Genomic DNA, 24,814 nt, shown 5'->3' with positions numbered 1-24,814 from the left:
AATGAACAAGAAACACATGGCTCTCGCTGTCCTTGCGGCGGTGGCGTTGCTTGCCTTGGGGTACATGGCCGGAACCCATCGCGCCGATGCAACAACGACCACGACGACTGCATTGCCAAGCGGCGAAAAAGTGGATGGTCGCAAAGTGCTTTATTGGCACGATCCAATGAAGCCGAACCAGCACTTCGATAAACCCGGCAAGTCGCCCTTCATGGACATGCAACTGGAACCCGTATTCGCGGACGAAAGTGGAAGTGGTTCGACGGGTATCAAGATCGATCCGGGTCTCCAGCAAAACCTCGGCGTTCGATACGCGACCACGCGCCGCGTCGACGTCGCAACCGGCTTCGAGGCGGTTGGAACAACGCAGTTCGACGAGTCGTTAGCCGACGTGGTTCAGTCGCGCGTGACGGGTTATATCGACCGCTTGTATGCCAACGCACCGATGCAACGTGTCGCCAAGGGTGCGCCTATTGCGTCGCTGTTTGTGCCGGACTGGCTCGCACCTCAGGAGGAATATCTGGCGCTCAAGCGTAGTGGCATGGACGACACCATGCTCGCGGCCTCGCGCGAACGCATGCGTGCATTGTCGATACCGGATAGCATTGTCGCGAACCTCGACCGCACCGGCAAGGCGCAGACGCACGTCACGCTTTCGGCGCCATCGACTGGCGTGATCACCGAGCTGAACGTCCGTGATGGCGCGATGGTCTCGCCGGGCCAGACACTCGCGAAGGTCGCGGGCCTGAATCCCTTATGGCTCGTGGTCGAAGTGCCCGAGGCACTCGCGTTGCAAGTCAAAGCCGGCATGAGCGTCGATGCTGTGTTTGCAGGAGACGCCACGCAGCACTTCACTGGCCACATCCGCGAAATCCTGCCGGGAATCAGTACCGGCAGCCGTACCTTGCAAGCGCGCCTTTCCATCGACAACAAGGATCTGTTGCTCACGCCCGGCATGCTCATGCGCGCGCGTATTGGTGGCGTGGCGACTGCGTCGCGGCTGATCGTGCCGTCCGAAGCGGTGATCACGACCGGCAAGCGCTCGATCGTTATCGTCAAGCAAGACGATGGACGGCTTCAGCCTGTCACCGTGACGACCGGCAACGACTCGGGCAGCGATACCGAAGTGCTCAGCGGCTTAAGCGAAGGCGTGCAGGTTGTCGCGTCGGGGCAGTTCCTGATCGACTCTGAAGCGAGCCTCAAGTCTGTCCTTCCACGGCTTGAGTCCGGACCGGCTAGCGGCGCGGCCGCCGCTGCTCAAACCTACGAGACGACAGGCAAGGTAGAAGCAGTCACAAGCCACGACATTACCTTCTCGCATCAGCCGGTACCTGCCTTGGGCTGGGGCGCAATGACCATGGCGTTCAGCAAGCCTTCCGCGGACGCGTTCCCCGACGTAAAGACAGGTGAAACGGTGCACTTCGCGTTCAAGCAATCGGACGACGGTTATGAACTGACGAAGGTCGAACCAGTGGGGGCTGCCAAATGATCGCGCGACTCATTCGCTGGTCTATTCAGAACCGGTTCCTGGTTCTGCTCGCGACTGTCCTGGTCACCGGTTGGGGCGTTTATTCGGTGACGCAAACGCCGCTTGATGCGCTTCCTGATCTGTCGGATACGCAGGTCATCATCAAGGCATCGTATCCGGGCAAAGCGCCGCAGGTTGTTGAAGATCAGGTCACGTATCCGCTGACTACGACGCTTCTCGGCGTGCCGGGCGCTAAAACCATCCGGGCGTATTCATCGTTCGGTGACGCATTTGTCTACGTCCTCTTCGGTGACAAGACTGACCAGTACTGGGCCCGTTCACGCGTGCTCGAGTACTTGAATCAGGTGCAGAGCCGGCTCCCTGAGGGCGCGACCGTCTCGCTCGGTCCCGATGCAACCGGCGTCGGCTGGGTCTATGAATACGCTCTCGTCGATCGCACCGGCAAGCATGATCTCGGTCAGCTTCGCGCGCTCAACGACTGGTTTCTCAAGTTCGAGTTGAAGGCTGTTCCGGATGTGTCGGAAGTGGCGTCGATCGGTGGAATGGTGCGTCAATATCAGGTCGTTCTCGACCCGGACAAGCTTCGCGCCTACGGCATCACGCAATCGACAGTGACTGACGCGCTCAAGAAAGCGAACCAGGAATCGGGCGGTTCTGTTGTCGAGCTGGCCGAGTCCGACTACATGGTTCGTTCGTCGGGTTATCTGCATTCGCTCGATGACTTCCGCAGCGTTGTCTTGCGCACCAACGACGCGGGGACGCCCGTATTGCTCGGTGATGTCGCGCGTGTCCAGATCGGACCCGAGATGCGACGTGGCATTGCCGAGCTGAACGGCGAAGGCGAGGTGGCCGGCGGTGTGATCGTGATGCGCTCAGGCAAGAATGCGCTCACGACAATCGAGGCCGTGAAAGCGAAACTCGATACGCTGAAGAAGTCGCTGCCGGCCGGCGTGGAGGTCGTCACCACCTACGATAGATCGAAGCTTATCGAACGTGCTGTCGACAATCTGCGAGACAAGCTAATCGAGGAGTTTGTCATTGTCGGTCTGGTCTGCGCGCTGTTTTTGTTCCATCTGCGAAGCGCTTTTGTTGCGATCCTGTCGCTGCCGCTTGGCGTGCTCGCAGCATTTATCGTGATGCGCTATCAGGGCGTCAACGCGAATCTCATGTCGCTTGGTGGCATCGCGATCGCGATCGGCGCGATGATCGACGCAGCGATCGTGATGATCGAAAATGCGCACAAGCATCTGGAAGCTTTTGACCACGCGCATCCGGATCAGCCGATTACAGCGTCTCAACGATGGGAGCTTATAGCGGCGTCGGCGGCCGAGGTCGGGCCTGCACTGTTCTTCTCGTTGCTCATCATCACGATGTCGTTTATCCCTGTGTTCTCGCTCGAAGGGCAAGAGGGAAAGTTGTTCTCGCCGTTAGCGTTCACCAAGACATACACGATCGCAGCCGCGGCGTTGTTGTCGGTCACGCTGGTGCCGGTGTTGATGGGTTATTTAGTCCGGGGCCGTATTCCGCATGAGAACGCGAACCCGATCAACCGCGTGCTGATCCGGTTGTACCGGCCATTGCTTGAAGCAACGTTGCGTAGGCCATGGGCCGCGATCGGCATCGCGGTCATTGCGCTTGTGCTCACGTTGATTCCGTTGTCGCGGCTAGGCGGAGAGTTTTTGCCGCCGCTCGATGAAGGCGATCTTCTCTACATGCCGACCGCGCTGCCGGGTATCTCGGCGGAGAAGGCGTCCGAGCTATTGCAGCAGACCGACCGGTTGATCAAGACTGTGCCTGAAGTAGCGACCGTATTCGGCAAGTCAGGAAGAGCCGATACCGCAACCGACCCCGCGCCTCTGGAGATGTTCGAGACCACGATTCAGTTCAAGCCGCGCAGTCAGTGGCGGCCGGGCATGACGCCGGAAAAGCTGATCGATGAACTGGATCGGACGGTGAAAGTGCCGGGTTTATCGAACGTGTGGGTGCCGCCGATACGCAACCGTCTTGACATGCTGTCGACGGGTATCAAGACACCGGTAGGCGTGAAGATTTCGGGCGGCGATCTGGGTGTCATCGATACCATCGCGACGCAAGTGGAGGCCGTGGTCAAGACGGTGCCGGGCGTCTCCTCCGCGCTTGCCGAGCGTTTGAACGGCGGTCGTTATATCGATGTCGATATCGACCGGCTTAAAGCGGCCAGGTACGGACTCGCTATCGCAGACATCCAGACGGTTGTTTCATCGGCAGTGGGCGGGGAGAACGTAGGCGAAGTCATCGATGGGCGTCAGCGCTTTCCCATCAACGTCCGGTACCCGCGCGAGGTTCGCGACTCGCTTGAGAATCTGCGGCGCTTACCTGTTGTCACCGAGCGGGGCGCGCAGATCATGCTCGGCGATGTCGCGACCCTCAGGATCGCCGATGGACCGCCGATGATTCGCAGCGAGAACGCACGGCTGGCAGGCTATGTGTACGTCGATATCCGCGACACGGACCTGCACTCGGCAGTGACGGCGATGCAACGGGCTGTCGCGGAGAAAGTGATTCTTCCACCGGGGTATTCCATTGCGTGGTCGGGTCAGTTCGAGTACCTGGAACGTGCGTCCGCGAAGCTTCGTACAGTGATCCCGGTCACGCTCGTGATCATCTTCGTGCTGCTGTTCCTGACCTTCAATTCGGCCGCCGATGCACTGCTGCTGATGTCGACTGTTCCGTTCGCACTGGTCGGCGGGTTCTGGCTGATCTGGGGACTGGGGCATGCCGTATCGGTGGCAACGGCAGTCGGGTTCATCGCGCTCGCCGGCGTGGCGGCGGAGTTCGGCGTGGTGATGTTGCTGTATCTCAAACGCGCTCTCGACCATCGGCTCGACGCAGGCGATATGTTGACCGAGGCGCTTCTCTTCGACGCCATCCGCGAAGGCGCCGTGTTACGCGTGCGGCCGAAAGCGATGACGGTCGCCGTGGTCCTCGCGGGTCTCATCCCCATCATGCTCGGCCATGGCGCCGGGTCGGAAGTAATGCAGCGTATTGCGGCTCCGATGGTCGGCGGCATGGTCACCGCGCCGCTGTTGTCCATGGTTGTCATTCCCGCTGCGTGGTTGTTGGTCAAGCGTCGCCAAGTGCGGCGCAGCGCGCAAGCGCGTAGCGAATTCGATGGTCCCCTTGGCGCTCACGTGCCTTCTACTCACTCTGGAGAAATGAAATGAACAAACTGACTTATATCGCGTTGGTTATGGGTGCCGCGTTCGCGGTATCGCAGTCCGCTGTTGCTGACGATATGGCCGGCATGAAGATGGGACCCGGTGCGATGAGTCCGGCAGCGTCATCCAAATCTGCCTTGACCGACGCTGAGATCAGGAAGGTCGATCCGGCGTCCGGCATGGTCACGCTTAAGCACGGCGCGTTGGAAAATGTGGGTATGCCGCCCATGACCATGGCGTTCAAAGCCAGGGACGCTGCGATGCTGAAGCAAGCTCACGAAGGAGACAAAGTGAAAGTGCGCGTTGAGAACGTGGGCGGCACAATGACCATCGTGACAATGCAAAAGCAATAGCGTCTGGTAAAGAGCAAACCGGGTCGTCTTAACGACAGGCCGCGCCGCTAAGGCGTAGCCTGTCGATTACAACTGGCAAAATGACACAAAGATCTGATGTATTCGACGATGTTGGCGTCGCATGCGCACATGTAGCGCTAATTCCTTAGCGTTCGGGCGTCACCGCGCAGGAGAACCCTACAGGCGCAGCCCCGCAACCTTCTTTAAAATCGGTGTTAATTCCCGAGCCAGGAAAATCCATGTCTGTCCGCTACAACGCCGCCTTCACGGCGCTTCTCGCTGCCGCCCTCTTTGGCGCGACAACGCCGTTAGCCAAGACGCTTCTTGGCACGATGTCGCCCTTCATGGTCGCGGGTTTGTTCTACCTGGGCAGCGGTGTTGGCCTGGCCGTAGCGATCGCGTTTCAGCGCGTCAGGCGCTCCGAAAAAGAGCGCGCTAACGAGAGCCGGATTCAGTTGGCTGAAGTGCCCTGGTTGTTGGGCGCAATAGCCGCCGGGGGTGTCGCGGGCCCGGTGCTGCTGATGTTCGGCCTGAGCACCACGCCAGCCGCGACGAGTTCGCTGTTGCTGAACCTCGAGGGCGTGTTTACGGCGGTCATCGCGTGGGTCGTGTTTCGTGAGAATGTGGACGCGCAGATTTTTCTCGGCATGGTGGCGATAGTCGCGGGCGGCGTTGCGCTGTCATGGCAGCCGGGCGCGTCCGGCGTATCCGCCGGCGCGTTGCTGGTTGCCGCCGCGTGTGTGTGCTGGGCGATCGACAACAACCTGACGCGCAAAGTATCGACGAATGACGCCATGGTTATTGCCTGTCTGAAGGGCTTGATCGCCGGATCGGTGAATCTGGGCATTGCCCTTCTGCTCGGCGCGCATCTTCCCGGTTTCGGCAAGACGGCGGCGGCCATGTTCACCGGTCTGGCTGGATACGGCGTAAGCCTGGTTTTGTTCGTCGTCGCGTTGCGCAACCTCGGCACTGCGCGCACGGGCGCGTATTTTTCAGTGGCGCCGCTATTCGGCGTGACGCTCTCGCTGATCCTGTGGCCGGATATGCCGGGTGTTTTGTTTTGGGTGGCAGCCGCGTTGATGGTGCTGGGCGTGTGGCTGCACATTCGTGAGCGGCACGAGCACGCGCACACGCACGTGTTGATGGACCACAATCACCGGCACCGCCATGACGAGCATCACCAGCACACGCATGATTTCAAGTGGGATGGAGACGAGCCGCACACCCATCCGCATCGACATGTGCCCATGACGCATACGCATGGACATTTCCCCGATATCCACCATCGCCACATTCACTAAGCGCGGGATTTCTTCAATTCGTTTTGCCGTGCATCCAGCGTCCCGCCTGCGCCGTATATAGCCTTGACGCGACGCAACCTCGCACTCGCGGCTAATGGAGAAAAACCATGGACAAGGCAATGCGGAAAGTGATTCTGGCGGGCGTGTCGGTCGCGTCCTTGTGCGCTTCGACGGCAGTATTCGCGCAAGGCGGCGGCAACGGGAATGGCGGCTCGGGCGGGGGCAATGCTCACGGCGCGGCCACGTCAGGAATGACCCATTGGGGCGACCCCGTTGCCACTCGGACGAATTCCATGCCCGGCAATATGCAATACCAAGGGACGAAAAATAGCGCCGATATGGGCGCGATGGCACCGAATAGCGCAAACGGCGTTGTTAAGAATGGGCAGTAGGGCGATGCCGCACCAGCGTGTACGGGACGCCGGGAATTTTCCTCGGCGTGCACGCTTTTGCTGTTAGCCGAGCCGTGGCGCTATCGCGGTTTTATAGGCTGGCTGCGTCGTCTTGGATTAGGATTGACTTGATGTGGGACGCTGCGAAAGTTTCTTGCGGCTGAGGTATCGGCATCGCTTAAGGAAACACAGTCTTGTGCATAGCGGAAAGAAGCGCGAAAGAAGCGGGAAAGAAGCGGGAAAGAAGCGAAGCCTTAGTCGTGTCTGGATTTCGCCGACGATATGTTTCTTCCGCCACGCGCTTTAGCCGACTTCGCTCTGTAATCCAGAGACACAATTGCGCTTGAACTAAGCACGGTTGCTCGGCTCCTACTTAAGAAGCGCGGGAGACCATCACATGCTTAAGCCAATTGCACTATTCGCACTTGTTGCGTGTCTAGGCGGCTGTGCCGTTGCGCCGGGTTATGGATATGGATATCCCGACCCCTATGCAACGGGTTACGCGGCACCGTACTACTACGGATATCCGTCTGTCTACGGTGGCGGGATCTACGTTGGTGGAGGCTGGGGCGGCTATCACGACCATGATCACGGCGGTTACTGGCATGGTTGGGACCACGGGTACGGCGGCGGCCATCACGGTGGTGGCTGGCACGGCGGCGGTGGCGGTGGCGGCGGGCAGTGGCAGGGTGGCGGCGGACACGCTAGCGGTGGCGGGCACGGCGGTGGCCACGGCTAAGAAGAATGCCCCGAGTAGCTTTGCCGCGCGACTACTGATATCTGTGCGTTCGACTTGCCGGATAGTTTGTTAGTAACCGATATCCGGCGAACGCCTTTGGATGCGCCAAGCGCCTGTATTGAACTACGGCCAAGCGGAACGAATGGCCCTTGCGCATCGCCTAGTTGATCTAACGCCAAACGCAGCGTTTTCCGGGAAAGCTTTACCGCGGCCGTCATAAGCCCGGTCAAATTTTCCAGGCTCAGTGCGGCTGAGCGATCACGGGTAAAAGATCATTTCGCCAGGATTAGCGAGCCCCTCGTTCATCGACGGGGGGCGCTCTCGCTGTCCATTAAATGGCAGGTGTAGCCGATACGGCCAATGCACGCCCGCCTGAATCCTGAATAGCCGCAGAGTTCGTTTTGCTTGCGCTGGTTGTGGATTTCTTCGTGGCGGAAGCCTTCTTCACCGACACGCGTTTCGTCGTTGCTTTCTTGGCTGCCATCTTCTTCGCAGGAACATTCGCCGCCGTCGCTTTCTTGGCGGCTGCCTTCTTTGCCGGCGCCTTCGCACTTAGCGTTTTCGCTGCTACTTTCTTGCCGGAAACTTTCTTTGCTGCCTTCTTGCTTGCAGGTTTTGTCGCGCTTGCTTCAGCAGCATTGCTTTCGCTGTGACCATCGATCAAGAATTTCGTGCGGTCCTTAACGTCTTTGATCCACAGCGGCGGCCGGGCCCAGCCGCTCCACGTGGCGCCGGTTTTGGGGTTGCGATACTTGGCAGGCAGCTTCGCGTTAGCCGCTGCTTTTTCCTTGGACTTAGCCTTGGATGTTGTGCCCGCCGGTCGGCCGCGGGGCTTCTTTGTGGATGAGTGAGCGTCGATGTCAGCGGTAGTCAGTCCATGCTCATCCATTAGTTTGCGGATGTCGTTGAGGACGGATTGCGCCCGCTTTGCGATCAGAGCTTCCGCTTGCGCCTGCAGCTTTTTCAGCTTGGCTTGAATCTGTTCCAGAGTCGGCATTATGGTTTCCTTAAGAGTGGTTGCCCGCACTATGCCATGTGCTCTCTGATTTCGGAAGCGGCTAATAGCGCCGTAATATTTAAGGCGCGCAGGACTTAATACACTTTGTTTCATTCCATGACAAAAGACCAAGCTTTACGCCTAGCGCGTTGAATGCTTGGGCATCGATTCGCTCAGCTTGTGGTGTATTCAAATAGAGGGAATGCAGGTGTTGCCGCTCTCCGCTGCGTTATTCAACGGCACGAGACCGATGGCGGTTAGCCCTCGTTTGTAAACGTACAGGATACCGATGCAGATTGGCGAAACGACGGGTTCGGAGAGCGTTATTTAGTATCGGTGAGGAGGCGGCCGATGGTGCGGCGGACGATGATGATGGTGATGGTGTCTCGGCGGCGGCAACGGACGGCAGCGCCGCACATAGTGCCCATGGACCCAGACGCGCCGGCATTCCATCCGGGGCCGTGCGTCAGCCACCGATGGAGCGGCGGCGCTTGCTGCAGCGGCCAACAAGACAACCGCGAAAAATCTTCGCATATTTGCTCCACAAAAATATGGACCGGACTATTGCTCGCCAATGGCACTATCCGGCGATAAACAATCAGCACGCGTCATGCTACTTCTTCGGGGTCTTCGAAACCTTGGACGCTGCTTTAGACGCCGGCTTAGCCGGAGCTTTTTCAACTGCCGGTTTCTTACCGGGTTTTTCCGCCGCCTCGGTGATTGCTTTCGGCTTGACCGCCGTCTTAGCGGTGGCCTTTGGCTTTTTGGCAGCGGTATCGGTATCGGCAGCCTTGGGTTTGGCCGCCGTCTTAGCCGCCGCCTTGCGCGCGACCTTCGAGTCGTCCTTGGGCTTGGCCTTAGCCTTGGTCTTTGATGTCTTGATGTTCTCCTCACCGGGAGGCGTCACTTTTGACTTTGCCTTGGCCGGCTTCTTCGCGGATTGCTTGGGAATAGCGCTCGCGTCGGCAGCCTCATCGGGCGGCGTAACCGGCACGACCGGCACAACTGGCGCGGCCGCTGCAGCCTCCTGATCGAGCAAAGCGCGCGCTTTCTCCCAATACTCGGCAGAGCGTCCTTCTGGACGACCGTCCGCTTCCCATAGATGGTATGCGTGCAAACGAAGCTTTTCTTCCAAAGATTTGTTGTGCATTCCATTAACCATTTCGCGTATTCATGCGTTTATGTTACAGGAGCATCGCCTCGCGTGTTGACGAGCGGACGCCGCATTCGGAGCGCTTTATTGTTTGTAGGATCGGCCAGGCGCTGCGCGTGCTTAGATCATGCCACGCTATAAAAATGTCTTTTTTCCCGTGCTAGGATGTCTCGCGGATAAGTTTGAGGTATCGCGATGACAACCTTATATGACACCTTGTCCGTCCCGGAAGATGCGACGGCCGAAGAGATAAAACGGGCTTACAGGAAAGCGGTCATGCGCTGGCATCCGGACCGCAACGTCGGTCAGGAGCATGCCGCGCGAGCTGCATTCCTTGACATTCGAAATGCTTACGCCATTCTGTCCGACCCCGCGCAAAGGCAGGTCTACGACTCCGTTTTTGCTGAGGAAATGAAGCGCCAGGAGCAGCAGCGGCGGCGCGAGGAACAGGAGCAGGCAGAACGCGAGGCTGCGGCTCGCGCGGCAGAGGAAGCGGAATACGCCAGCACGATCGCGTTGGCGATGCGCTTCGCCACTCAGGGGTATAACCGCGACGTGGTCCGCGGGGTGTTGCTCGGCCATGGTTGCGACGACGAGCTTGCTTGTCGCATCGCCGATAGCGCGCTTGCGCTACACGCGTCCAGGCAGGCCGAGGTTGCATCGGCGGAACCTGAGGACATCGCTCAGGAGACTCACGACGACCAGCAAGAAGAGGATCCGGTAGCCACGGATCGCGTGCGCTCGTTTTCCGACATCTGGTTGCCGTTCTGGAATGTGCTGCGCTCGTAACCGAGCGCCTCTCCCAGACCGCTCTGGTCTTGCCAGGTCGCAGTCTTGCTACGTTCCCCTAGCGTACTTGCCCCCACTGTCGCTCAACGCGGGCAGCGGAAACTGGCGGACATGACCGACGCAATAACCGCTTGGCAGGAACATAATCTAGTTAAAGTAAAAGCCAGGAAAGTACGGTCCGGAGATGCCGATGGAGCATGCCTACTTCAAATTGCTGCATGTGCTTTCGGGGCATCCTGCGTGGGCTCTCACGGTCGTATTACTCGCAGCATTTTTCGAATCCATTGCGTTTATCGGTACCTTCGTTCCGGGCAGCACCGCCATGTTCGTTGCGGGCGCGCTGGTCGGCACCGGTTCGCTCAATCTCGGCTGGGTATTCGCCTGCGCCATTGCAGGTGCCGTAGCGGGCGACGCCGCAAGCTACTGGTTCGGCTGCAGCCATAAGGAAACCATCGCGAAGTTGTGGCCGTTCCGCGCACACCCCGGCATGCTGACAGCGGGGCAACGCTACTTCGAAGCGCACGGCGCAAAAAGCGTGATCTTTGCGCGCTTCATCGCGCCGCTGCGAGCGGTTGTTCCCGTCGTGGCGGGCATGCTGGGGATGCGGCCGTTACGCTTCCTGGTGATCAACATCGTTTCGGCGCTGGTCTGGGCGCCCGTGCATATTCTTCCGGGTGTTGTCTTCGGGGCGTCGATCGAACTGGCGGGGGCTGTGTCGTTCCGGCTCGTCGCCGTGCTTGCCATTCTCGTTGTCGCAACCTGGCTGACGTTCCGGCTGACGAGTCTCCTTGTGTCGCATGCGCGGGCCTGGACGGACTCCTCGCGTCGAAGTCTGCTGCATTGGGCACGTCACCATCACGGCGCAACCGGCCGCTTTGTCCTCGGCATTCTGGATCCCAAGCATCAGGCCGCTGCGCTTATCGCGATCATCTCCGTGTTGCTGCTTGCTTCCGCCGCCGTGTTCTTTTCCACGCTGCATGGCGTCTCGCACGGCGAACCGCTGGTCCAGATCGATGTGTCGGTCTATCGCTTTCTCCAGTCGTTCCGGTCCTCGTGGGGCGACGTGATCCTCGCCGTGCTCACCACGCTAGGCAGCGTGCCGACGCTGGCTGCGCTGACGGTGCTGGTAGTCGTGTGGATGGTGTTTGAACGCCGCTGGCGCACCGTCGCGTACTGGCTGACCGCCGTGACGTTTTCCCAGCTATTGATCCTGGCGATCCAGATCACGATCCAGCGGCCGCTTCCGGGCGCGGTGGCGTCCAGCCTGCGCGCGTTTCCCAGCAATCACGTTGCCGCCAGTGTCGTGATCTACGGCTTCCTGTCGTTCTTGCTGGCGCGTCGGGTGGGTGGCGTGGCGAGAATACTGGTCGCAACGGCAACTGTCGCCATCCTGGTTGCGGTCGCGTTCTCGGGACTTTATTTCGGCCACTTCACCTTCTCCGATGCAGTCGGCGGAGCCGCCCTTGCAGCCACCTGGGTCTTTGTTGTTGCGTTGACCGCCGTGTGGCGATACCCCGCGAAACCGGTGCCGCGCGCCATGATGCCGGTGGCCGTTCTGGCGGTCGTGTGCGCGAGCGTCGCGTTGCAATTCAGGACGAGCCTAGAGGCGATGGCGGCTGAACCGGCGCCGCCCGCTATCGTGGTGACGCCGTTGCAATGGACGGATACCGTGTGGCGGACCTTTTCCTGCTACCGGTCAAGCATGGACGGCGACCGGCTCGAACCGATCACCGTCCAATGGGCCGCGACAGCCGAGCAGATCAGCGCTCAACTGGAGCGCAGAGGGTGGACAGAAGGGTCGCGTTTGTCCACGCACAGCATTCTGTCGCTTGTTTCACCGAACGTGGCGGCCACGGCGCTACCGGTGTTGCCGAGGTTGAACAATGGCGAACCGTCGGCGCTGATATTCACGCGCGCTCACATGAATGCCGACGAACGCGATGTCCTGCGATTCTGGCCGACTCAATATGCCGTGCAGCACCGGGGCGGGCAGCCGCCCACACCTATCTGGCTTGGCTCGCTGGTTCACGAGCGGCTGCTGCGGCCGTCGTGGCCATTCAATGTCCTGCGGCCGGACAAGCGAATCGATTCGATGATTGCCGCACACGGAGAGGCATCGCCATGGCACGGCCTCGAGGTGGCGCGAAGCGCGGGCTGCGGCGGCATTCCGGTGACGCTCGTGGAGTCCGAAGGGCAATGAGTTTTGAACACACGATGAAATGAAGCGGCGGCAACGCGGGGTCGAATGCTCCAGGAGGCGAGTACTTGATACAAATTCCACCATCGGCAATCGCAAACTGGGGAAGCGTGGCGGTCTTCGCCAATGTGCTGGTCACGCGGCTTGGTGCACCGCTGCCGGCTATCCCCGTGCTTATCTTCGCCGGTTCCGCGATCGCCGGCGGATCGCTGGTGTTCTCTCACGTACTGTGTGCCGCGGTGCTCGCCGCGTTGATCGGCGACTGCGTGTGGTTTTCGGCGGGGCGCATCTATGGACGCCGTCTGACTCATATCCTCGGGCGTATGTCCTTGTCACTCGATGCGAGTGTGCGGACCACGCGCGCCTTGTTCGAGCGTTTTGGCGTGCCGATCGTGGCGGTATCGAAGTTTGTTCCGGGCCTTGCCCTCATTACGCCGCCGCTGATGGGCACCACGCTTATCGCACCGGCAGTGTTTGTTGCATGGGACGCTTTGGGCACGGTGACGTGGGCTTCATTCTGGTTGCTTGGCGGCGCGTTGTTCGAGCGGCAGCTCGCACTGCTGCTGATTTTGCTTAGGCCCTACGGCGGATCGATACTCGATGTGCTGGTCATGGCTGCCGTTTTTTACCTGACGTATCGATATGTCCTGCGCTGGCGTTTTCGAAAGTGGCTGAGCCGCAGGATCGTCTCGCCGGAGCGGCTTGACCGCATGATGCGTTCAAGCACGCCGCCCTTGATTCTCGATGCGCGCACGGTGTCGGTTCGGCGCGAGGAGTCGTATCGAATCCCGGGGGCTTTGCTGCTTGACTTGAAATCGCTGGGAACCATGGATGCCAATTTTTCGGCGAGCAATATCGTTGTCTACGGCATGTATCCGAACGATGCGGCAGTCAGGAAAGCTCGCAAGCAATTGCTCGAAAAAGGCGTTGTGAACGTTCGCGTTTTATACGGCGGGCTGGACGAATGGGTGCGTCGTGGTTATGCGGTCGAGCGGCTGCCACCGGATTTGAATGCATTCACAGTATCGATGGCACCTTCTTAGCGATCGCCGATACTACAAGGCTCCATGATCGTACCCGTGAGTCCTGGGCTGCTCAGGGCTCACATGCCCATTTGTATGCCTGCTTTAGTGGGGATGCGCGGACGAAAAACTCGTGGCTAAATAAGCCTAACGAATCAGACGGGGACAAGCTGACGCAAGTTCAGCGTAGGAGAAGCCGGTGACGACGCGACGGGGATAGAACAACGGGGGCGTGTAACCGGCGAGTGAAACGAAGCGAATTAGAAGTTAACGAGGGGAGAGGTAGCGTGCCGGCGGCTGGACGAGGCGAGACGTCTGGTCGCCGGATGCGCTGCGATTTTTCACAGATCCATCACGCTTGGTCACGCCAATTGCTGCGCAAGCGATTTCGTGAGCGGGCTGTCTACATCGCCGGTATGTTTGGTCGTCACCGGCTCGATCAATACAATCCAGCATTCCTCTTCCGCGACCGGATTATGCAGAACGCCGCGGGGCACAACGTGCATCGATCCTTCATGCAGATGGACCGCTCGCTCGCCTTCGTATTCGATCCGCAAATTCCCTCGAACGACGTAGAACAGTTCGTCTTCGCCCGCGTGGCTGTGCCAGACCAGTTCGCCCCGAACCTTGGCAACTTTCACGTATTGGTCATTTACCTGCGCTACGACCTTGGGAGACCAATACTCGGTGACGGCGTCGAACGCGGCCTGTAGATCGATAGGGCCGGCGGAAAAGGCCAGGTTCATATTCAATTCTCCATTTAATTAATTCCGAAGCAGCAGCGTGGAAGGCGCGTGGTTCAGTTCACGCCCACGCCCGGCTCCCAATACACATTTAACCCCATTAGCTCCGTCAGCGTTTGCGCTGCTGCTTTCATCCGTTCCCCCACCTCGTTCATCGCAGGCACGGGTGCTTTGTCGATGCGTTCTATGAACGGCGTCGTCAACGAAGCAATCGCGTGCCCGTTTCGTCCAAACACCGGATAAGCGAGATTCTTGACGCCCTTGACCTGACGGCTAGGCATGCGCGCATGTCCGCGTTCCTTGATCCGCGCCAGATCCGCAGCAAGTTGTTTTGCGTCGACGGGTAATTCTCCATCCACAGGCACATGCAGCTTAAGCATCCGTTTGCGTTCCAGCTCTTCCTGGAACGCCATCAGCACCTGTCCCGAAGCGGTATCGGTCATGCCGATCAGCGTTCCGACTTTCAACGAAAAGCCCCAGCGTTCCGGACTCTCCACGCCCGCGACAATCAACACGCGACCGTCCTGATACACGCATAGATGGAACGATTGCCTGACGTCGTTGGCGAGTTGCGTCATCAACGGCAGCGCGGTGGTCACTAGCGACCGTACCGGCTGATGTCGATGAGCAAGTTGGAACAGCAACAACGACAACACGTATCGATCGCCCATCGCCAGCAGATATCCACGCGTCTCCAGCGTGACGACCATGCGAAAAATCTCTGCTGTCGTGCGCCCGAGCGTCTTTCCCAGGTCAGCCAGTGACAACCCCTCTGGATGACTCGCCAGCAGTTCGATGATGTCCAGCCCCTTTTCGAGCGCCGGCGCCGAATATCGCGTGTTGTCCAAAACCCCTCCTTGCCTAAGCCAAGTGTCCGCCTTCCATACGGCGTGATTGTAGACCGGCGCAACCTTCATGTTCGATGCCATCGTCGACGGAAAAAGGCTCCTGCGGGTATCGGGAAAACACCGATGAAAATTCATATATGAAAGATCGTTTTATCTTTAAAATGATTTGCATCAATGGAAAAGTGGTCCGCGAGAGGTGCGAGACACGAAATCCGCAGCGCGGAGTGATTCGCATAGCAAACATCTGCATGGGACCGGAGTAAGCGCTAAAGCGCTAACTCCGGTCGACATAGGAGGCAACGCTGATGGCTGAAGTGGCATTCAAACAGGTGCAAAAGTCGTTCGGCGCCGTACAGGTGTTAAAGCAGATCGACCTGACTGTTGCGGACGGCGAGTTCCTCGTGCTCGTGGGACCGAGCGGTTGCGGCAAGTCGACATTGCTGCGCGCGCTGGCGGGGCTAGAGGGCGTGACACATGGACGGATTCTGATCGATGGCCGCGTTGTTAATGACCTGCCGCCGAAGGATCGCGACATCGCGATGGTGTTCCAGAACTACGCGCTATATCCGCATATGAGCGTGCTGGAGAACCTGACGTTCGCACTGAAGCTGCGCGATCTGAAGCCCGATGAAATCGCGGCGCGTGCAAATCAGGCGGCAACCATTCTTGGGCTTCAGGATTTACTTGGACGCTATCCGCGCCACTTGTCGGGCGGTCAGCGGCAACGCGTGGCGATGGGCCGCGCGATCGTGCGTGATCCCAAGGTTTTTCTCTTCGATGAACCCCTTTCGAATCTCGATGCAAAGCTCCGCGTGCAGATGCGGGCAGAGATCAAGGCGCTGCATCAGCGCCTGCGCGCAACAACGGTCTATGTCACCCACGATCAGATCGAAGCAATGACGATGGCGGATCGCATCGTCGTGCTGAATGGTGGCGTGATCGAGCAGATTGGTGCGCCGCTCGAACTCTACGATGACCCCGACAACCTGTTCGTCGCGAGTTTTATCGGCTCGCCGTCGATGAATCTTTTTAGCGGCCGCTATGAGTTGCAAGGCAGCGGAGCGAGGGTGCGTATCGGCGATTTTTCGTTGCGGGTGCCGGTGGTCAACGCTCGTGACGGCCAGGAAGTAACGGTCGGCGTGCGGCCGGAGCATCTGCTGGTGGCAGAGGCGGGCGGCATTCCGTTCAACGTCGATGTAGTCGAACCGACCGGCGCGTCTACAGAGTTATTTGGCACGGTCGCGGGGCAACGCTGTTGCGTCATCGTGAACGGCCGTTTGTTGCTGCGCTCGGAGCAGGGCATCCGGCTCGACGCCGAGCTGGACAACACCCTCGTCTTCGATACCAGCACCAGCCGCCGGCTGCGCTGAAAAATCACGCAAGAAACCACACGAAAGCCGTCCCGCTCGACGTCACGGCTCATAACAAAGGAGATGAATCATGGGTAGAGATTCGATGAAAACCGGACTGAAGATCGCCGTGTCGGTACTGGCTTTGGCGGGTTTGATTGCCACCACGGCGGCACGCGCCGACAACGAATACAAGGGCTACACGCTGCGGGTCAAGCTGATCGGCGGCGTGCAATATGAAGCGCTCTACACGCGCATTCCGCTATGGGAAAAAGAGACCGGCGCGAAGGTGGAGATCGTCTCGCGCAAGAGTCACTTCGAGCTGGATCGCGAGTTGAAGCAGGACATTGCGTCTCAGCATATCGACTATTGCGTGTCGTCGAATCATACGAATTTTTCGGCTCAATATCCGATCTTCCGCGACCTCAAGGGCCTGTTCCCCGCGAGCTATCTTGCAGCCTTCGCGCCTGCGTTGCTGAAGCAGTCCGAGGTGAAGGGCCAGCTTGTGCAGATCCCGCGATCGACGGATATAGAAGCGCTCTATTACAACAAGACCGCTTACGCCGATCCGGAGAATCGCGATGCCTATAAGAAGAAGTTTGGTCAGGACCTGACGCCACCAAAGAATTTCGCCGAGTTCACCCAACAGGCGACGTTCTTCACGAAGGCGCCGAACTTCTACGGTACGCAATTTCCCGGCAAGGACGAAGCGCTGACGGGCACGTTCTATTCGTTGCTGGTAGCAAATGGCGGCCAGTTACTCGATGCCAAGATGCAGCCGACCTTCAATTCACCGGCCGGCGTAAAGACGCTCGACTGGTTCGTGAATCTCTACAAGGCGGGCGTCGTGCCGAAGGGCGTACCGAGTTACGTTTGGGACGATCTCGGCAACAACTTTGCATCGGGCAAGGTTGCGCTCGATCTCGACTGGCCGGGTTTTGCGTCGTTCTATAACGATCCGAAGACGTCGAAGCTCGCGGGCAACGTCGGGGTGGTTCGTGCCCCGCTTGGCGCGGGTAACAAGCGGCCGGGCTGGTCGGGTTCGCATAGCTTCTCGATCACGAAGGTCTGCGCGCGGCCGGAAGTGGCAGCGAGTTTTATCCAGTTCCTGACGAGCAAGGATTCGCAAATGGTGGAAGCGCGCCTCGGCTCGATTCCTTCGCGTATTGATGCGCAGCAGGCCATCGTGCAGGAGTTCAAGGCGAAGGACGATCACTTCATGGCGGACGCGGTCGCGACCTTCAGTCAGGCCGCGAAGGAAGACTCGTTCACGCCGCCGCGCATCGCGCAATGGAACGAGATCTCCAACGCGTTGTGGCCGGAATTGCAGAAGGCGATCATCGGCGATGAAACCTCGCAGCAAGCCCTGGATAAAGCGGCGAAGAAGGTCGCGGACATCATGCAGGATGCGGCCGATAACCAGTAACCGACGATCAACATGCAATCCAACACGCCTTACTCGATCGGCGGCGAGCCTGTGCTAGTCACACCGCGCAGGCGGATACCGCTGCCGATCAAGCTGCTTATGCCTGCGTTCCTGGCGGTGGGGATCGTGGTGATCCTGCCGCTGTTGTTCTCGTTTTATACGAGCTTCACGGCGTATCGCCTTACCGATCCCGAAACGCTGTCGCACTGGATCGGCTGGCGCAACTACGAACGCGCGTTCTCGAATGGTGACTTCTGGGCCGCGTTTGGTCGCACGATCTTGTTCCTCACCATTGCGCTGAATCTCGAACTGCTGCTCGGCCTCGGCGTGGCCCTGCTGCTTAACCAGGTGACGAAAGGGCAGCGCGCACTGCGCACCGTAATGATGTTCCCGATGATGTTCTCGCCGGTGCTTGTCGGCTTCCAGTTCAAGTTCATGCTCAACGACAGCACGGGCATTGTGAACAACCTGATGCAGACGCTGTTTGGCGCAAAGTCGGCGTTTCCCTTTCTCGTCGATGCCAACTCCGCGCTGGCATCGCTGATCGCGGCCGAGGTGTGGAACTCGACGCCGATCTTTGCCGTGATCCTGCTCGCTGGTTTGATGGCGTTGCCGAAAGATCCTATCGAAGCATCGAAGGTGGATGGCTGCACGTCATGGCAGACGTTCCGCTACGTGACGCTACCGTACCTGATGCCGTTCATCTATATCTCCATGACGATCCGTTCGCTCGATGTGGGCCGTGCCTACGACATTGTGCGGATCATGACAAACGGTGGTCCGGGCGGACGCACGGAACTGCTCTGGACGATGGTGGGCCGCATCGCTTACGACGACTCTCGCATGGGTTACGCGAACGCGATTGCGTATGTCTCGGTGCTGGTGTCCATCCTCTTCACGCTGTACTTCTTCCGCAAGTTGAGCGGCGCGCGCAAACACATGGGGCCTGCCTGACATCATGAGCGATATGGCAATCAAAGGCGCGTTCGTGCGCAAGTCGGCAATGTGGTCCGGCGTGTTTATCGTGATGGCGATCATCTGCCTGCCGGGGCTTTGGGTCGTGCTCAACGCGTTCCGTTCGAACGTCGCAATCCTCTCGAATCAATCGCCGCTGGTCGGCGCGAGTTACACGCTCGATAACTTCAAAAGCATGTTCGGCTACGGTCAGATGGCGTCGTTGCCGATCAGCCAGTACTTCGTTAATTCGCTGATCATCTCTTGCGTCAGCACGGTTGCCGCGCTCGCAGTCGGCGTGCTCGGCGGTTATGCATTCGCGCGTTTCGAGTTCAGGCACAAGCAGCTCATGTTCGTGGCGCTGATGCTCACGCGCGCGATTCCGGGCATCGCGTTGTCGCTGCCTATCTTCATGCTTTGGGCGTGGACTGGTCTGCTCGATACGCGCATAGGCGTGATCCTCGTTTATCTCGCGATGAACGTACCGTTCACCATATGGCTCATCGATGGCTTCTTTCGCGAGGTGCCGATCGAGTTGTCGCAGGCCGCGCAGATTGATGGATGTAACCGCTGGCAGGCGTTCTGGCGAATCGAGTTGCCGCTTGCGAAGAGCGGCATTGCATCGGCGGGAATCTTTGCGTTTCTCACTAGCTGGAACGAGTTCGCGCTTGCCACGCAATTGTGCCGAAGCCCCGATACGAAGACGCTGCCCGTCGGACTGATGGACTTCACCGCGCAGTTTTCCGTCGACTGGGCCGGCATGTGTGCGATGGCCGTGATCATCATCATTCCGGCGATCGTGCTGACGTTCATCGTGCAAAAACATCTGATCGCGGGCTTGACGCTCGGTGGTGTGAAAGGCTGAACGAGCTCTAAAGGAAATCCAAAAATGACAACGATAGATACCGTCGACATCCGTCAGATCGACCTTCAACCCAAGGTCAAACGCACGGACGCGATCCAGTCGTTCGTGGTGCAGGAAACCGTGCTGGTCACCCTCCGTTGCAGCGATGGCAGCGTGGGCACAGGCTATACCTACACCATTGGCACGGGTGGATCGTCCATCGTCGCGTTGCTGCACGATCATCTCGCGCCGCGCCTGATCGGGCGAGACCCCGCCGAATACGAAGCCATCTGGCGCGACCTGTTTTTCCACACGCACGCGACCGCGGTCGGCGCGATCACGAGCTTGGCGCTTGCGGCAATCGATACTGCTCTGTGGGATCGCAACACGCGCGTGGCGAACGTGCCGCTGTGGGTTGCGGCGGGCGGATCGAAGCCGCGTACGCGCACCTATTCCACGGAAGGCGGATGGCTGCATTTATCGGAGACGGAGCTCGTCGATCAAACCATGCAAGCGCGCGATGCCGGTTTTCACGGCGCGAAGATCAAGGTCGGCCGCCCGCATCTGGCGGAAGACACACGGCGGCTCATGGCCGTGCGCGAAGCCATGGGCGATGACTTCGAAATCATGGTCGACGCCAACCAGGGTTTCACGTTATCCGAAGCCATTCGCCGTGCTCATGCGTTTGAACCGTTGCGCCTGGCGTGGTTGGAAGAGCCGATGCCCGCTGAAAATATCGCTGCACATCAGCGGCTTTGCGCGTCGAGTTCGGTGCCCATTGCCGTGGGGGAATCGATGTATCACCCGGCGCAATTCGCCGACTATCTGAAGGCGGATGCATGCTCGATCGTGCAGGCCGATGTCGCGCGCGTGGGGGGAATCACGCCGTGGCTCAAGGTGGCACATCTGGCGGAAACGATGAACGTGTCCATCTGCCCGCACTTCCTGATGGAGTTGCATGTGAGTTTGTGCGCGGCCGTGCCGAACGCGACGTGGCTCGAATACATCCCGCAACTCGATGCGTTGACCGGCAAGCAGGTCCAGATCGAGCAAGGTTATGCCGTCGCGCCGATGGAGCCAGGGATTGGTATCGATTGGGATTGGGACGCGATTCAGGCGACGCAGCGCACGCATGTTGCCGTCGATGCCCGCGCGGCGGCTTAAGCCATGAGCACGAACGTCATACGCCATTGCCTGGCGCTCGATCTTCGTGACGACCCCGCGGTCATCGCGCAATACGATCGATACCACGAAGCAGTCTGGCCTGAAGTGCTGGATGCACTGCGGGCGTCAGGCATCATCGATATGACGATCTGGCGGCGTGAAACGCGGCTGGTGATGTTGATTGAAACGGAGCCTGACTTCAGCTTCGACAAACTCGTGGCAGGTGCGGATGTTCATCCGCGCGTGATGGAATGGAACGCGTTGATGGCGAGTTTTCAACGTCCGTTGCCGAATGCAACGAGTACGGAATGGCAACCGATGAAACTTGCATTCAACATGCAAGCGCAGATGAAGCGCGCGTGAATCAGGCGAAACTCAGGCGAAACTCAGGCGAAACTCAGGCGAAACGCACGATCACGGAAAACACCCATACCGCGATGCCGACACCACCGACCAGGCATACGGCTACTGTGCACAAACGCCAAAGGGTCTTCATCCGTCGTACCTAAAAAAGAAGGCCGCATAAAGCGGCCTGAAGAGGGGTACTACAGGGGGATCAATGAGGCCCATCGTAAAGCGCGAGACTTAAGACAGCATTAAGCCGCAGTGACCGCGCCCTGATCTTTGTTACCAAATGTATTGCGCATTGAAAAAGCCGATGCCGGGAAAACTTGCGTTCGCCCATGGCGCTGTCCGGTTGCGTAAGTATCAGTGAACTGACCCCAGCTATTTTCCAAGAGGCGGCATTCACTGCTTGCCAAGCCACTGCAACGAATAATGGACTCAAAAAAATCGTTCTGATAAAGTGAATTCAGAATTCCTTACGCGCTTGAAACTAAATGAAGCCGACTTGGAGCTGAACATGACTGTCCTGGAAACCACCGAAACGCGTCCGATTGCTTGCACCGATTCCGAATGGGCTGCGCGTCTCAAACTGGCCGCGACCTATCGCGTGTTCTTCATGCTGGGATGGCACGAACTGATCTTCAACCACATCACGCTGCGCGTGCCAGGCACCGACGATCAACTCCTCATCAACCCGTTCGGACTCGCCTACGACGAAGTCACCGCATCGAATCTGGTGAAGATCGACCTGACCGGCAAAGTCCTCAGCGACAGTCAGTACCCCGTCAACCCGGCCGGCCTGACCATCCACAGCGCCGTCCACGGCAATGTCCCTGATGCGCATTGCGTCATGCATATCCACACCACGGCGAGCGTCGCGGTCGCCTGCATGGAGGAGGGGCTGGAAGACAACAACATTTATTCGTCGCAACTGCACGGCATGGTCGCGTATCACACGTTCGAAGGCACGACCGTCCACAATGAAGAAAAATCGCGCATGGTGGCGTCGTTGAGTAACAAGCGGCTGATGATTCTGCGCAATCACGGCTTGCTCGCGCATGGCGCCACGCTCGGCCATGCTTTCGTGCTGATCTGGACGCTGAACCGCGCGTGCGAAATTCAGCTCGCGACCCATTCCATGCGCGGCAAAACACTGCTTGTCGATCCGCAAATCAGCGAGCGCTCGACACGCGACGCGCTTCAATACGATCCACGCTTCGGCGGCGGAGATCAGGTTCTGGACGCGTTGATTCGCCGCCTGGACCGCACCGACACCAGCTACCGGCAGTAACGCCCTCAAGGCTGCACGGCGAACATGTCCATCAGGACATCGCGCAGCCACTGAATGCCGGCATCGCTTGCGAAGCGTACATGCGTGTGGATTTTCACTTCGATGGCCGGCAAATCGAAAGGCAACGGCAGCAACCGGAACGCGTGCCCACGATTAAAACGCTCGGCAATGCTGCGCGGAAAGATCACCGCGAGATCCGTACTTCGAACGATCTCCGGCGCCACTGTGAAATGCGGTAGCCGCAGCACGATATCGCGCTCCATGCCGAGTTCCGCGAGCCATTGTTCGATCATCCGGTGCCCCGTGGCGTTCGTGCTTGCATAGACGTATCGCAAACCGGCCAGATCTTCCTTCGACGCCTTCTTCACCTTCAGCGGATGCCCCGCGCGAACCAGGCACACGTGTTCGTCGAAGAACAGCGTGTCGCTGATGCAGCCTTCCTCCAGCCCCGGCACGTAGCCGAGCGCAAGATCGATCTCGCCCGCGCGCATGGCCGCACCCGCCGACTCGGACGCGAGCTGCACGATCTCGAAGCGAATCTTCGGCGCAGTGCCTTCCAACGCGGCGAGTAACGGCGGCAAAAAGTAGAACTCCGACATATCCGACATCGATATCTTGAACACGCGTGACGCGGTCGCGGGATCGAAGTGGCCGTGCGCCTGCATGGCAAGGCTGATGATGCTGAACGCTTCGTCGAGCGGACCGTGAAGGCGGATCGCGGCCTCGGTCGGCACCATGGTTTGCGGCGTGCGGACGAACAGGGGATCGTCGAACAAGGTGCGCAGGCGCCGCAGCGAATGACTCACGGCGGGTTGCGTCAACCCGAGCCGTTCGCCCGCCGCGGTGAGGCTGCGCAAGTCCCAGATCGCAAGGAATACGCGCAGCAAGTTCAGATCGGTGAGGCCGCTATTCGTCGGGTTCATGGCATCCATTATTGGTGCGAATTTGACGCATGTGTGGGGCGATTCTATCTTGAGGGCAAGTCATTCCACCGATACAAACCCACGCCGGAGCTCCCGATGAACCTTGCAGACGATCCCAAGCTGGCGACCCTCACCCACGCATCGGCCGCGATTGCCAATCCGCTCGCCCTGGACGATGTCATCGCGGAAATCGCCGAGCGGCGCGATGAATTCGATCAGCTCTCGCACATTCCCCGCGACATGATCGCGACCATGAAGCGCGCTCGTATTTTCCGCGCAAGCACGCCCAGGTGTTTCGGCGGCGACGCGCTCGCACCCGCTGATTTCCTGCGCATGCTGGAACGCATCGCGGTAGCGGACGGGTCGGCGGCGTGGGTGGCTGCGTTCGGCTCGGCCAATGTGTATCTCGCGGCGTTGTCCGTGGAAACCCAGCGCGAAATCTACGCGAGCGGCCCGGACCAGGTGTTCGCCGGCGGTCTTTACCCCATACAACCCGCCGCTGCCGCCGCGGGCGGCTGGACCGTGAGCGGCCAATGGCATTTCGCGAGCGGCTGCAAGGGCGCGGACTGGATCGGCGTGGGCATCGGCGGGGCGCCTGCGGGCAGCGACAGTCCGAACGCCGGCAAGCCGCTGACGGCGGTGTTTCGCGCGGAAGAAGTCGAAATCGTCGATAACTGGAATGTGGTCGGCATGCAGGGCACGGGCAGCCATGATCTGCGTCTGAAAGACAAGTTCGTCGCCGATCCGTGGACCTTCGTGCGCGGCGGCAGCGCGGTGATCGATGAACCTCTGTACAAATATCCCGCCGTTTCGTATCAGGCTGAAGTCCACGCGGCAGTCAACGTCGGACTGGCACGCGCCGCGCTCGACCTGGCCGCAGAAATCTCCGGCGGCACGAAAACCACGACCGGTGCGCCGCGCCTGGCGGATCGCGCGTACTTTCGCATCGAACTGGGTCGCGCCGAAGCGCAATGGCGCAGCGCCCGCGCGTTCTTCTATCAAGCGTCCGAAGATGCCTGGGACGCGATCATGGCCGGCCACCCGGTTACGCCCGAGCAAGCGAGCCTGTTGCGCCTGAGCGCCACGCACGCGGCCCATGTGTGTGCGGATGTGGTCCAGCAGGCTTACCGGCTGGCCGGTGTCGCGGCAATCTACCGGAACAACCGGATGCAGCACCTCGTTCGCGATTCCATGGTCGTCACGCAGCACGCCTTTTTGGGCGAAGCGACCTACGACGGCGCGGGTGCCATTTTCGCGGGCATCGCGCCCACGATCACGCCGTATCCGTAAGCTGGGAG

22 protein-coding genes are annotated in these 24,814 nt (G+C 59.5%); 17 read left to right on the top strand and 5 right to left on the bottom strand.

Going from position 1 to position 24,814, the window contains the following annotated elements; translation table 11 throughout:
- The first annotated feature begins 1 nt into the window (after window position 1).
- From EOS_RS25910 to EOS_RS25885, 6 genes are all read left to right on the top strand, one after another.
- On the top strand, window positions 2–1,489 hold the full coding sequence (locus EOS_RS25910; protein ID WP_047895029.1) for an efflux RND transporter periplasmic adaptor subunit: 1,488 nt from the start codon (window positions 2–4) through the stop codon (window positions 1,487–1,489).
- Window positions 1,486–4,692 (top strand): efflux RND transporter permease subunit, encoded by a 3,207-nt coding sequence (locus EOS_RS25905; protein WP_047895028.1) that lies wholly within the window; start codon window positions 1,486–1,488, stop codon window positions 4,690–4,692. Before EOS_RS25910 ends, EOS_RS25905 begins: the two co-directional genes overlap by 4 nt.
- The gene (locus EOS_RS25900; protein WP_047895027.1) at window positions 4,689–5,039 is read left to right on the top strand and encodes a copper-binding protein; all 351 of its coding nucleotides are present in this window, start codon (window positions 4,689–4,691) and stop codon (window positions 5,037–5,039) included. The genes EOS_RS25905 and EOS_RS25900 overlap by 4 nt, the downstream gene beginning before the upstream one ends.
- Before the next feature lie 239 nt (window positions 5,040–5,278).
- Window positions 5,279–6,340, top strand: a complete 1,062-nt coding sequence (locus EOS_RS25895; RefSeq protein WP_047895026.1) for a DMT family transporter — start codon at window positions 5,279–5,281, stop codon at window positions 6,338–6,340.
- Window positions 6,341–6,447: 107 nt separating this feature from the next.
- A complete protein-coding gene (locus tag EOS_RS25890; protein WP_047895025.1) occupies window positions 6,448–6,732 on the top strand; it encodes a hypothetical protein in 285 nt (94 codons plus the stop codon).
- Between the two features lie 397 nt (window positions 6,733–7,129).
- Window positions 7,130–7,471, top strand: a complete 342-nt coding sequence (locus EOS_RS25885) for a hypothetical protein (RefSeq protein ID WP_075645401.1) — start codon at window positions 7,130–7,132, stop codon at window positions 7,469–7,471.
- Window positions 7,472–7,802: 331 nt separating this feature from the next.
- Here EOS_RS25885 and EOS_RS25880 read toward each other — a convergent pair whose 3' ends face one another.
- Together EOS_RS25880 and EOS_RS25875 are read right to left on the bottom strand one after the other, a co-directional pair.
- A complete protein-coding gene (locus tag EOS_RS25880; RefSeq protein ID WP_047895023.1) occupies window positions 7,803–8,468 on the bottom strand; it encodes an H-NS histone family protein in 666 nt (221 codons plus the stop codon).
- Window positions 8,469–9,081: 613 nt separating this feature from the next.
- Window positions 9,082–9,630, bottom strand: coding sequence for a DUF2934 domain-containing protein (locus tag EOS_RS25875; RefSeq protein ID WP_082163520.1), 549 nt, complete (start codon window positions 9,628–9,630; stop codon window positions 9,082–9,084).
- Between the two features lie 186 nt (window positions 9,631–9,816).
- On the opposite strand from EOS_RS25875, the gene EOS_RS25870 reads away from it, so the two are divergent.
- The 3 genes from EOS_RS25870 to EOS_RS25860 all read left to right on the top strand — a co-directional run bounded on the left by EOS_RS25870 (window position 9,817) and on the right by EOS_RS25860 (window position 13,650).
- Window positions 9,817–10,410, top strand: a complete 594-nt coding sequence (locus EOS_RS25870) for a J domain-containing protein (RefSeq protein WP_047895022.1) — start codon at window positions 9,817–9,819, stop codon at window positions 10,408–10,410.
- 190 nt (window positions 10,411–10,600) lie between these two features.
- Entirely contained in the window at window positions 10,601–12,610 is a 2,010-nt protein-coding gene (locus EOS_RS25865; protein WP_047895021.1) for a bifunctional DedA family/phosphatase PAP2 family protein, read from the top strand.
- Between the two features lie 65 nt (window positions 12,611–12,675).
- Window positions 12,676–13,650: a VTT domain-containing protein gene (locus tag EOS_RS25860; RefSeq protein WP_047895020.1), complete on the top strand. Its 975-nt coding sequence runs from the start codon at window positions 12,676–12,678 to the stop codon at window positions 13,648–13,650.
- A gap of 341 nt (window positions 13,651–13,991) precedes the next feature.
- Here the strand turns inward: EOS_RS25860 and EOS_RS25855 are convergent, their stop codons facing one another.
- Complete coding sequence (locus EOS_RS25855) at window positions 13,992–14,375, bottom strand: cupin domain-containing protein (protein WP_047895019.1); 384 nt, start codon at window positions 14,373–14,375, stop codon at window positions 13,992–13,994.
- Between the two features lie 53 nt (window positions 14,376–14,428).
- Window positions 14,429–15,220 (bottom strand): IclR family transcriptional regulator, encoded by a 792-nt coding sequence (locus EOS_RS25850; protein WP_047895051.1) that lies wholly within the window; start codon window positions 15,218–15,220, stop codon window positions 14,429–14,431.
- Between the two features lie 305 nt (window positions 15,221–15,525).
- Here EOS_RS25850 and EOS_RS25845 point away from each other — a divergent pair, with 305 nt between their 5' ends.
- The 7 genes from EOS_RS25845 to EOS_RS25815 all read left to right on the top strand — a co-directional run bounded on the left by EOS_RS25845 (window position 15,526) and on the right by EOS_RS25815 (window position 22,593).
- On the top strand, window positions 15,526–16,590 hold the full coding sequence (locus EOS_RS25845; RefSeq protein ID WP_047895018.1) for an ABC transporter ATP-binding protein: 1,065 nt from the start codon (window positions 15,526–15,528) through the stop codon (window positions 16,588–16,590).
- 70 nt (window positions 16,591–16,660) lie between these two features.
- The gene (locus EOS_RS25840) at window positions 16,661–17,995 is read left to right on the top strand and encodes an ABC transporter substrate-binding protein (protein ID WP_200908707.1); all 1,335 of its coding nucleotides are present in this window, start codon (window positions 16,661–16,663) and stop codon (window positions 17,993–17,995) included.
- Between the two features lie 99 nt (window positions 17,996–18,094).
- Window positions 18,095–18,949, top strand: a complete 855-nt coding sequence (locus EOS_RS25835) for a carbohydrate ABC transporter permease (RefSeq protein WP_326972950.1) — start codon at window positions 18,095–18,097, stop codon at window positions 18,947–18,949.
- 13 nt (window positions 18,950–18,962) lie between these two features.
- A complete protein-coding gene (locus tag EOS_RS25830; RefSeq protein ID WP_087882001.1) occupies window positions 18,963–19,814 on the top strand; it encodes a carbohydrate ABC transporter permease in 852 nt (283 codons plus the stop codon).
- A 24-nt stretch (window positions 19,815–19,838) separates the two neighbouring features.
- On the top strand, window positions 19,839–20,957 hold the full coding sequence (locus EOS_RS25825; RefSeq protein ID WP_047895014.1) for a mandelate racemase/muconate lactonizing enzyme family protein: 1,119 nt from the start codon (window positions 19,839–19,841) through the stop codon (window positions 20,955–20,957).
- Window positions 20,958–20,960: 3 nt separating this feature from the next.
- Complete coding sequence (locus tag EOS_RS25820) at window positions 20,961–21,320, top strand: L-rhamnose mutarotase (RefSeq protein WP_047895013.1); 360 nt, start codon at window positions 20,961–20,963, stop codon at window positions 21,318–21,320.
- A 499-nt stretch (window positions 21,321–21,819) separates the two neighbouring features.
- On the top strand, window positions 21,820–22,593 hold the full coding sequence (locus tag EOS_RS25815) for a class II aldolase/adducin family protein (RefSeq protein WP_047895012.1): 774 nt from the start codon (window positions 21,820–21,822) through the stop codon (window positions 22,591–22,593).
- Between the two features lie 5 nt (window positions 22,594–22,598).
- Here EOS_RS25815 and EOS_RS25810 read toward each other — a convergent pair whose 3' ends face one another.
- Window positions 22,599–23,516, bottom strand: a complete 918-nt coding sequence (locus EOS_RS25810) for a LysR family transcriptional regulator (protein WP_047895050.1) — start codon at window positions 23,514–23,516, stop codon at window positions 22,599–22,601.
- Window positions 23,517–23,612: 96 nt separating this feature from the next.
- On the opposite strand from EOS_RS25810, the gene EOS_RS25805 reads away from it, so the two are divergent.
- A complete protein-coding gene (locus EOS_RS25805) occupies window positions 23,613–24,806 on the top strand; it encodes an acyl-CoA dehydrogenase family protein (protein WP_047895011.1) in 1,194 nt (397 codons plus the stop codon).
- Window positions 24,807–24,814 lie beyond the last annotated feature (8 nt).

The organism is Caballeronia mineralivorans PML1(12), from assembly GCF_001028175.1.
GTDB classification, from domain to species: domain Bacteria; phylum Pseudomonadota; class Gammaproteobacteria; order Burkholderiales; family Burkholderiaceae; genus Caballeronia; species Caballeronia mineralivorans.
The sequence above is the reverse complement of the archived record's forward strand: the minus strand, read 5'-3'. Positions and strand labels throughout refer to the sequence as shown.

Bases quoted from the DNA above. Each gene is read 5' to 3' on its own strand.
- EOS_RS25910 (WP_047895029.1), top strand. From the start codon at position 2: ATGAACAAGAAACACATGGCTCTCGCTGTCCTTGCGGCGGTGGCGTTG.
- EOS_RS25905 (WP_047895028.1), top strand. From the start codon at position 1,486: ATGATCGCGCGACTCATTCGCTGGTCTATTCAGAACCGGTTCCTGGTT.
- EOS_RS25900 (WP_047895027.1), top strand. From the start codon at position 4,689: ATGAACAAACTGACTTATATCGCGTTGGTTATGGGTGCCGCGTTCGCG.
- EOS_RS25895 (WP_047895026.1), top strand. From the start codon at position 5,279: ATGTCTGTCCGCTACAACGCCGCCTTCACGGCGCTTCTCGCTGCCGCC.
- EOS_RS25890 (WP_047895025.1), top strand. From the start codon at position 6,448: ATGGACAAGGCAATGCGGAAAGTGATTCTGGCGGGCGTGTCGGTCGCG.
- EOS_RS25885 (WP_075645401.1), top strand. From the start codon at position 7,130: ATGCTTAAGCCAATTGCACTATTCGCACTTGTTGCGTGTCTAGGCGGC.
- EOS_RS25880 (WP_047895023.1), bottom strand. From the start codon at position 8,468: ATGCCGACTCTGGAACAGATTCAAGCCAAGCTGAAAAAGCTGCAGGCG.
- EOS_RS25875 (WP_082163520.1), bottom strand. From the start codon at position 9,630: ATGGTTAATGGAATGCACAACAAATCTTTGGAAGAAAAGCTTCGTTTG.
- EOS_RS25870 (WP_047895022.1), top strand. From the start codon at position 9,817: ATGACAACCTTATATGACACCTTGTCCGTCCCGGAAGATGCGACGGCC.
- EOS_RS25865 (WP_047895021.1), top strand. From the start codon at position 10,601: ATGGAGCATGCCTACTTCAAATTGCTGCATGTGCTTTCGGGGCATCCT.
- EOS_RS25855 (WP_047895019.1), bottom strand. From the start codon at position 14,375: ATGAACCTGGCCTTTTCCGCCGGCCCTATCGATCTACAGGCCGCGTTC.
- EOS_RS25845 (WP_047895018.1), top strand. From the start codon at position 15,526: ATGGCTGAAGTGGCATTCAAACAGGTGCAAAAGTCGTTCGGCGCCGTA.
- EOS_RS25840 (WP_200908707.1), top strand. From the start codon at position 16,661: ATGGGTAGAGATTCGATGAAAACCGGACTGAAGATCGCCGTGTCGGTA.
- EOS_RS25835 (WP_326972950.1), top strand. From the start codon at position 18,095: ATGCCTGCGTTCCTGGCGGTGGGGATCGTGGTGATCCTGCCGCTGTTG.
- EOS_RS25830 (WP_087882001.1), top strand. From the start codon at position 18,963: ATGGCAATCAAAGGCGCGTTCGTGCGCAAGTCGGCAATGTGGTCCGGC.
- EOS_RS25825 (WP_047895014.1), top strand. From the start codon at position 19,839: ATGACAACGATAGATACCGTCGACATCCGTCAGATCGACCTTCAACCC.
- EOS_RS25820 (WP_047895013.1), top strand. From the start codon at position 20,961: ATGAGCACGAACGTCATACGCCATTGCCTGGCGCTCGATCTTCGTGAC.
- EOS_RS25815 (WP_047895012.1), top strand. From the start codon at position 21,820: ATGACTGTCCTGGAAACCACCGAAACGCGTCCGATTGCTTGCACCGAT.
- EOS_RS25810 (WP_047895050.1), bottom strand. From the start codon at position 23,516: ATGAACCCGACGAATAGCGGCCTCACCGATCTGAACTTGCTGCGCGTA.
- EOS_RS25805 (WP_047895011.1), top strand. From the start codon at position 23,613: ATGAACCTTGCAGACGATCCCAAGCTGGCGACCCTCACCCACGCATCG.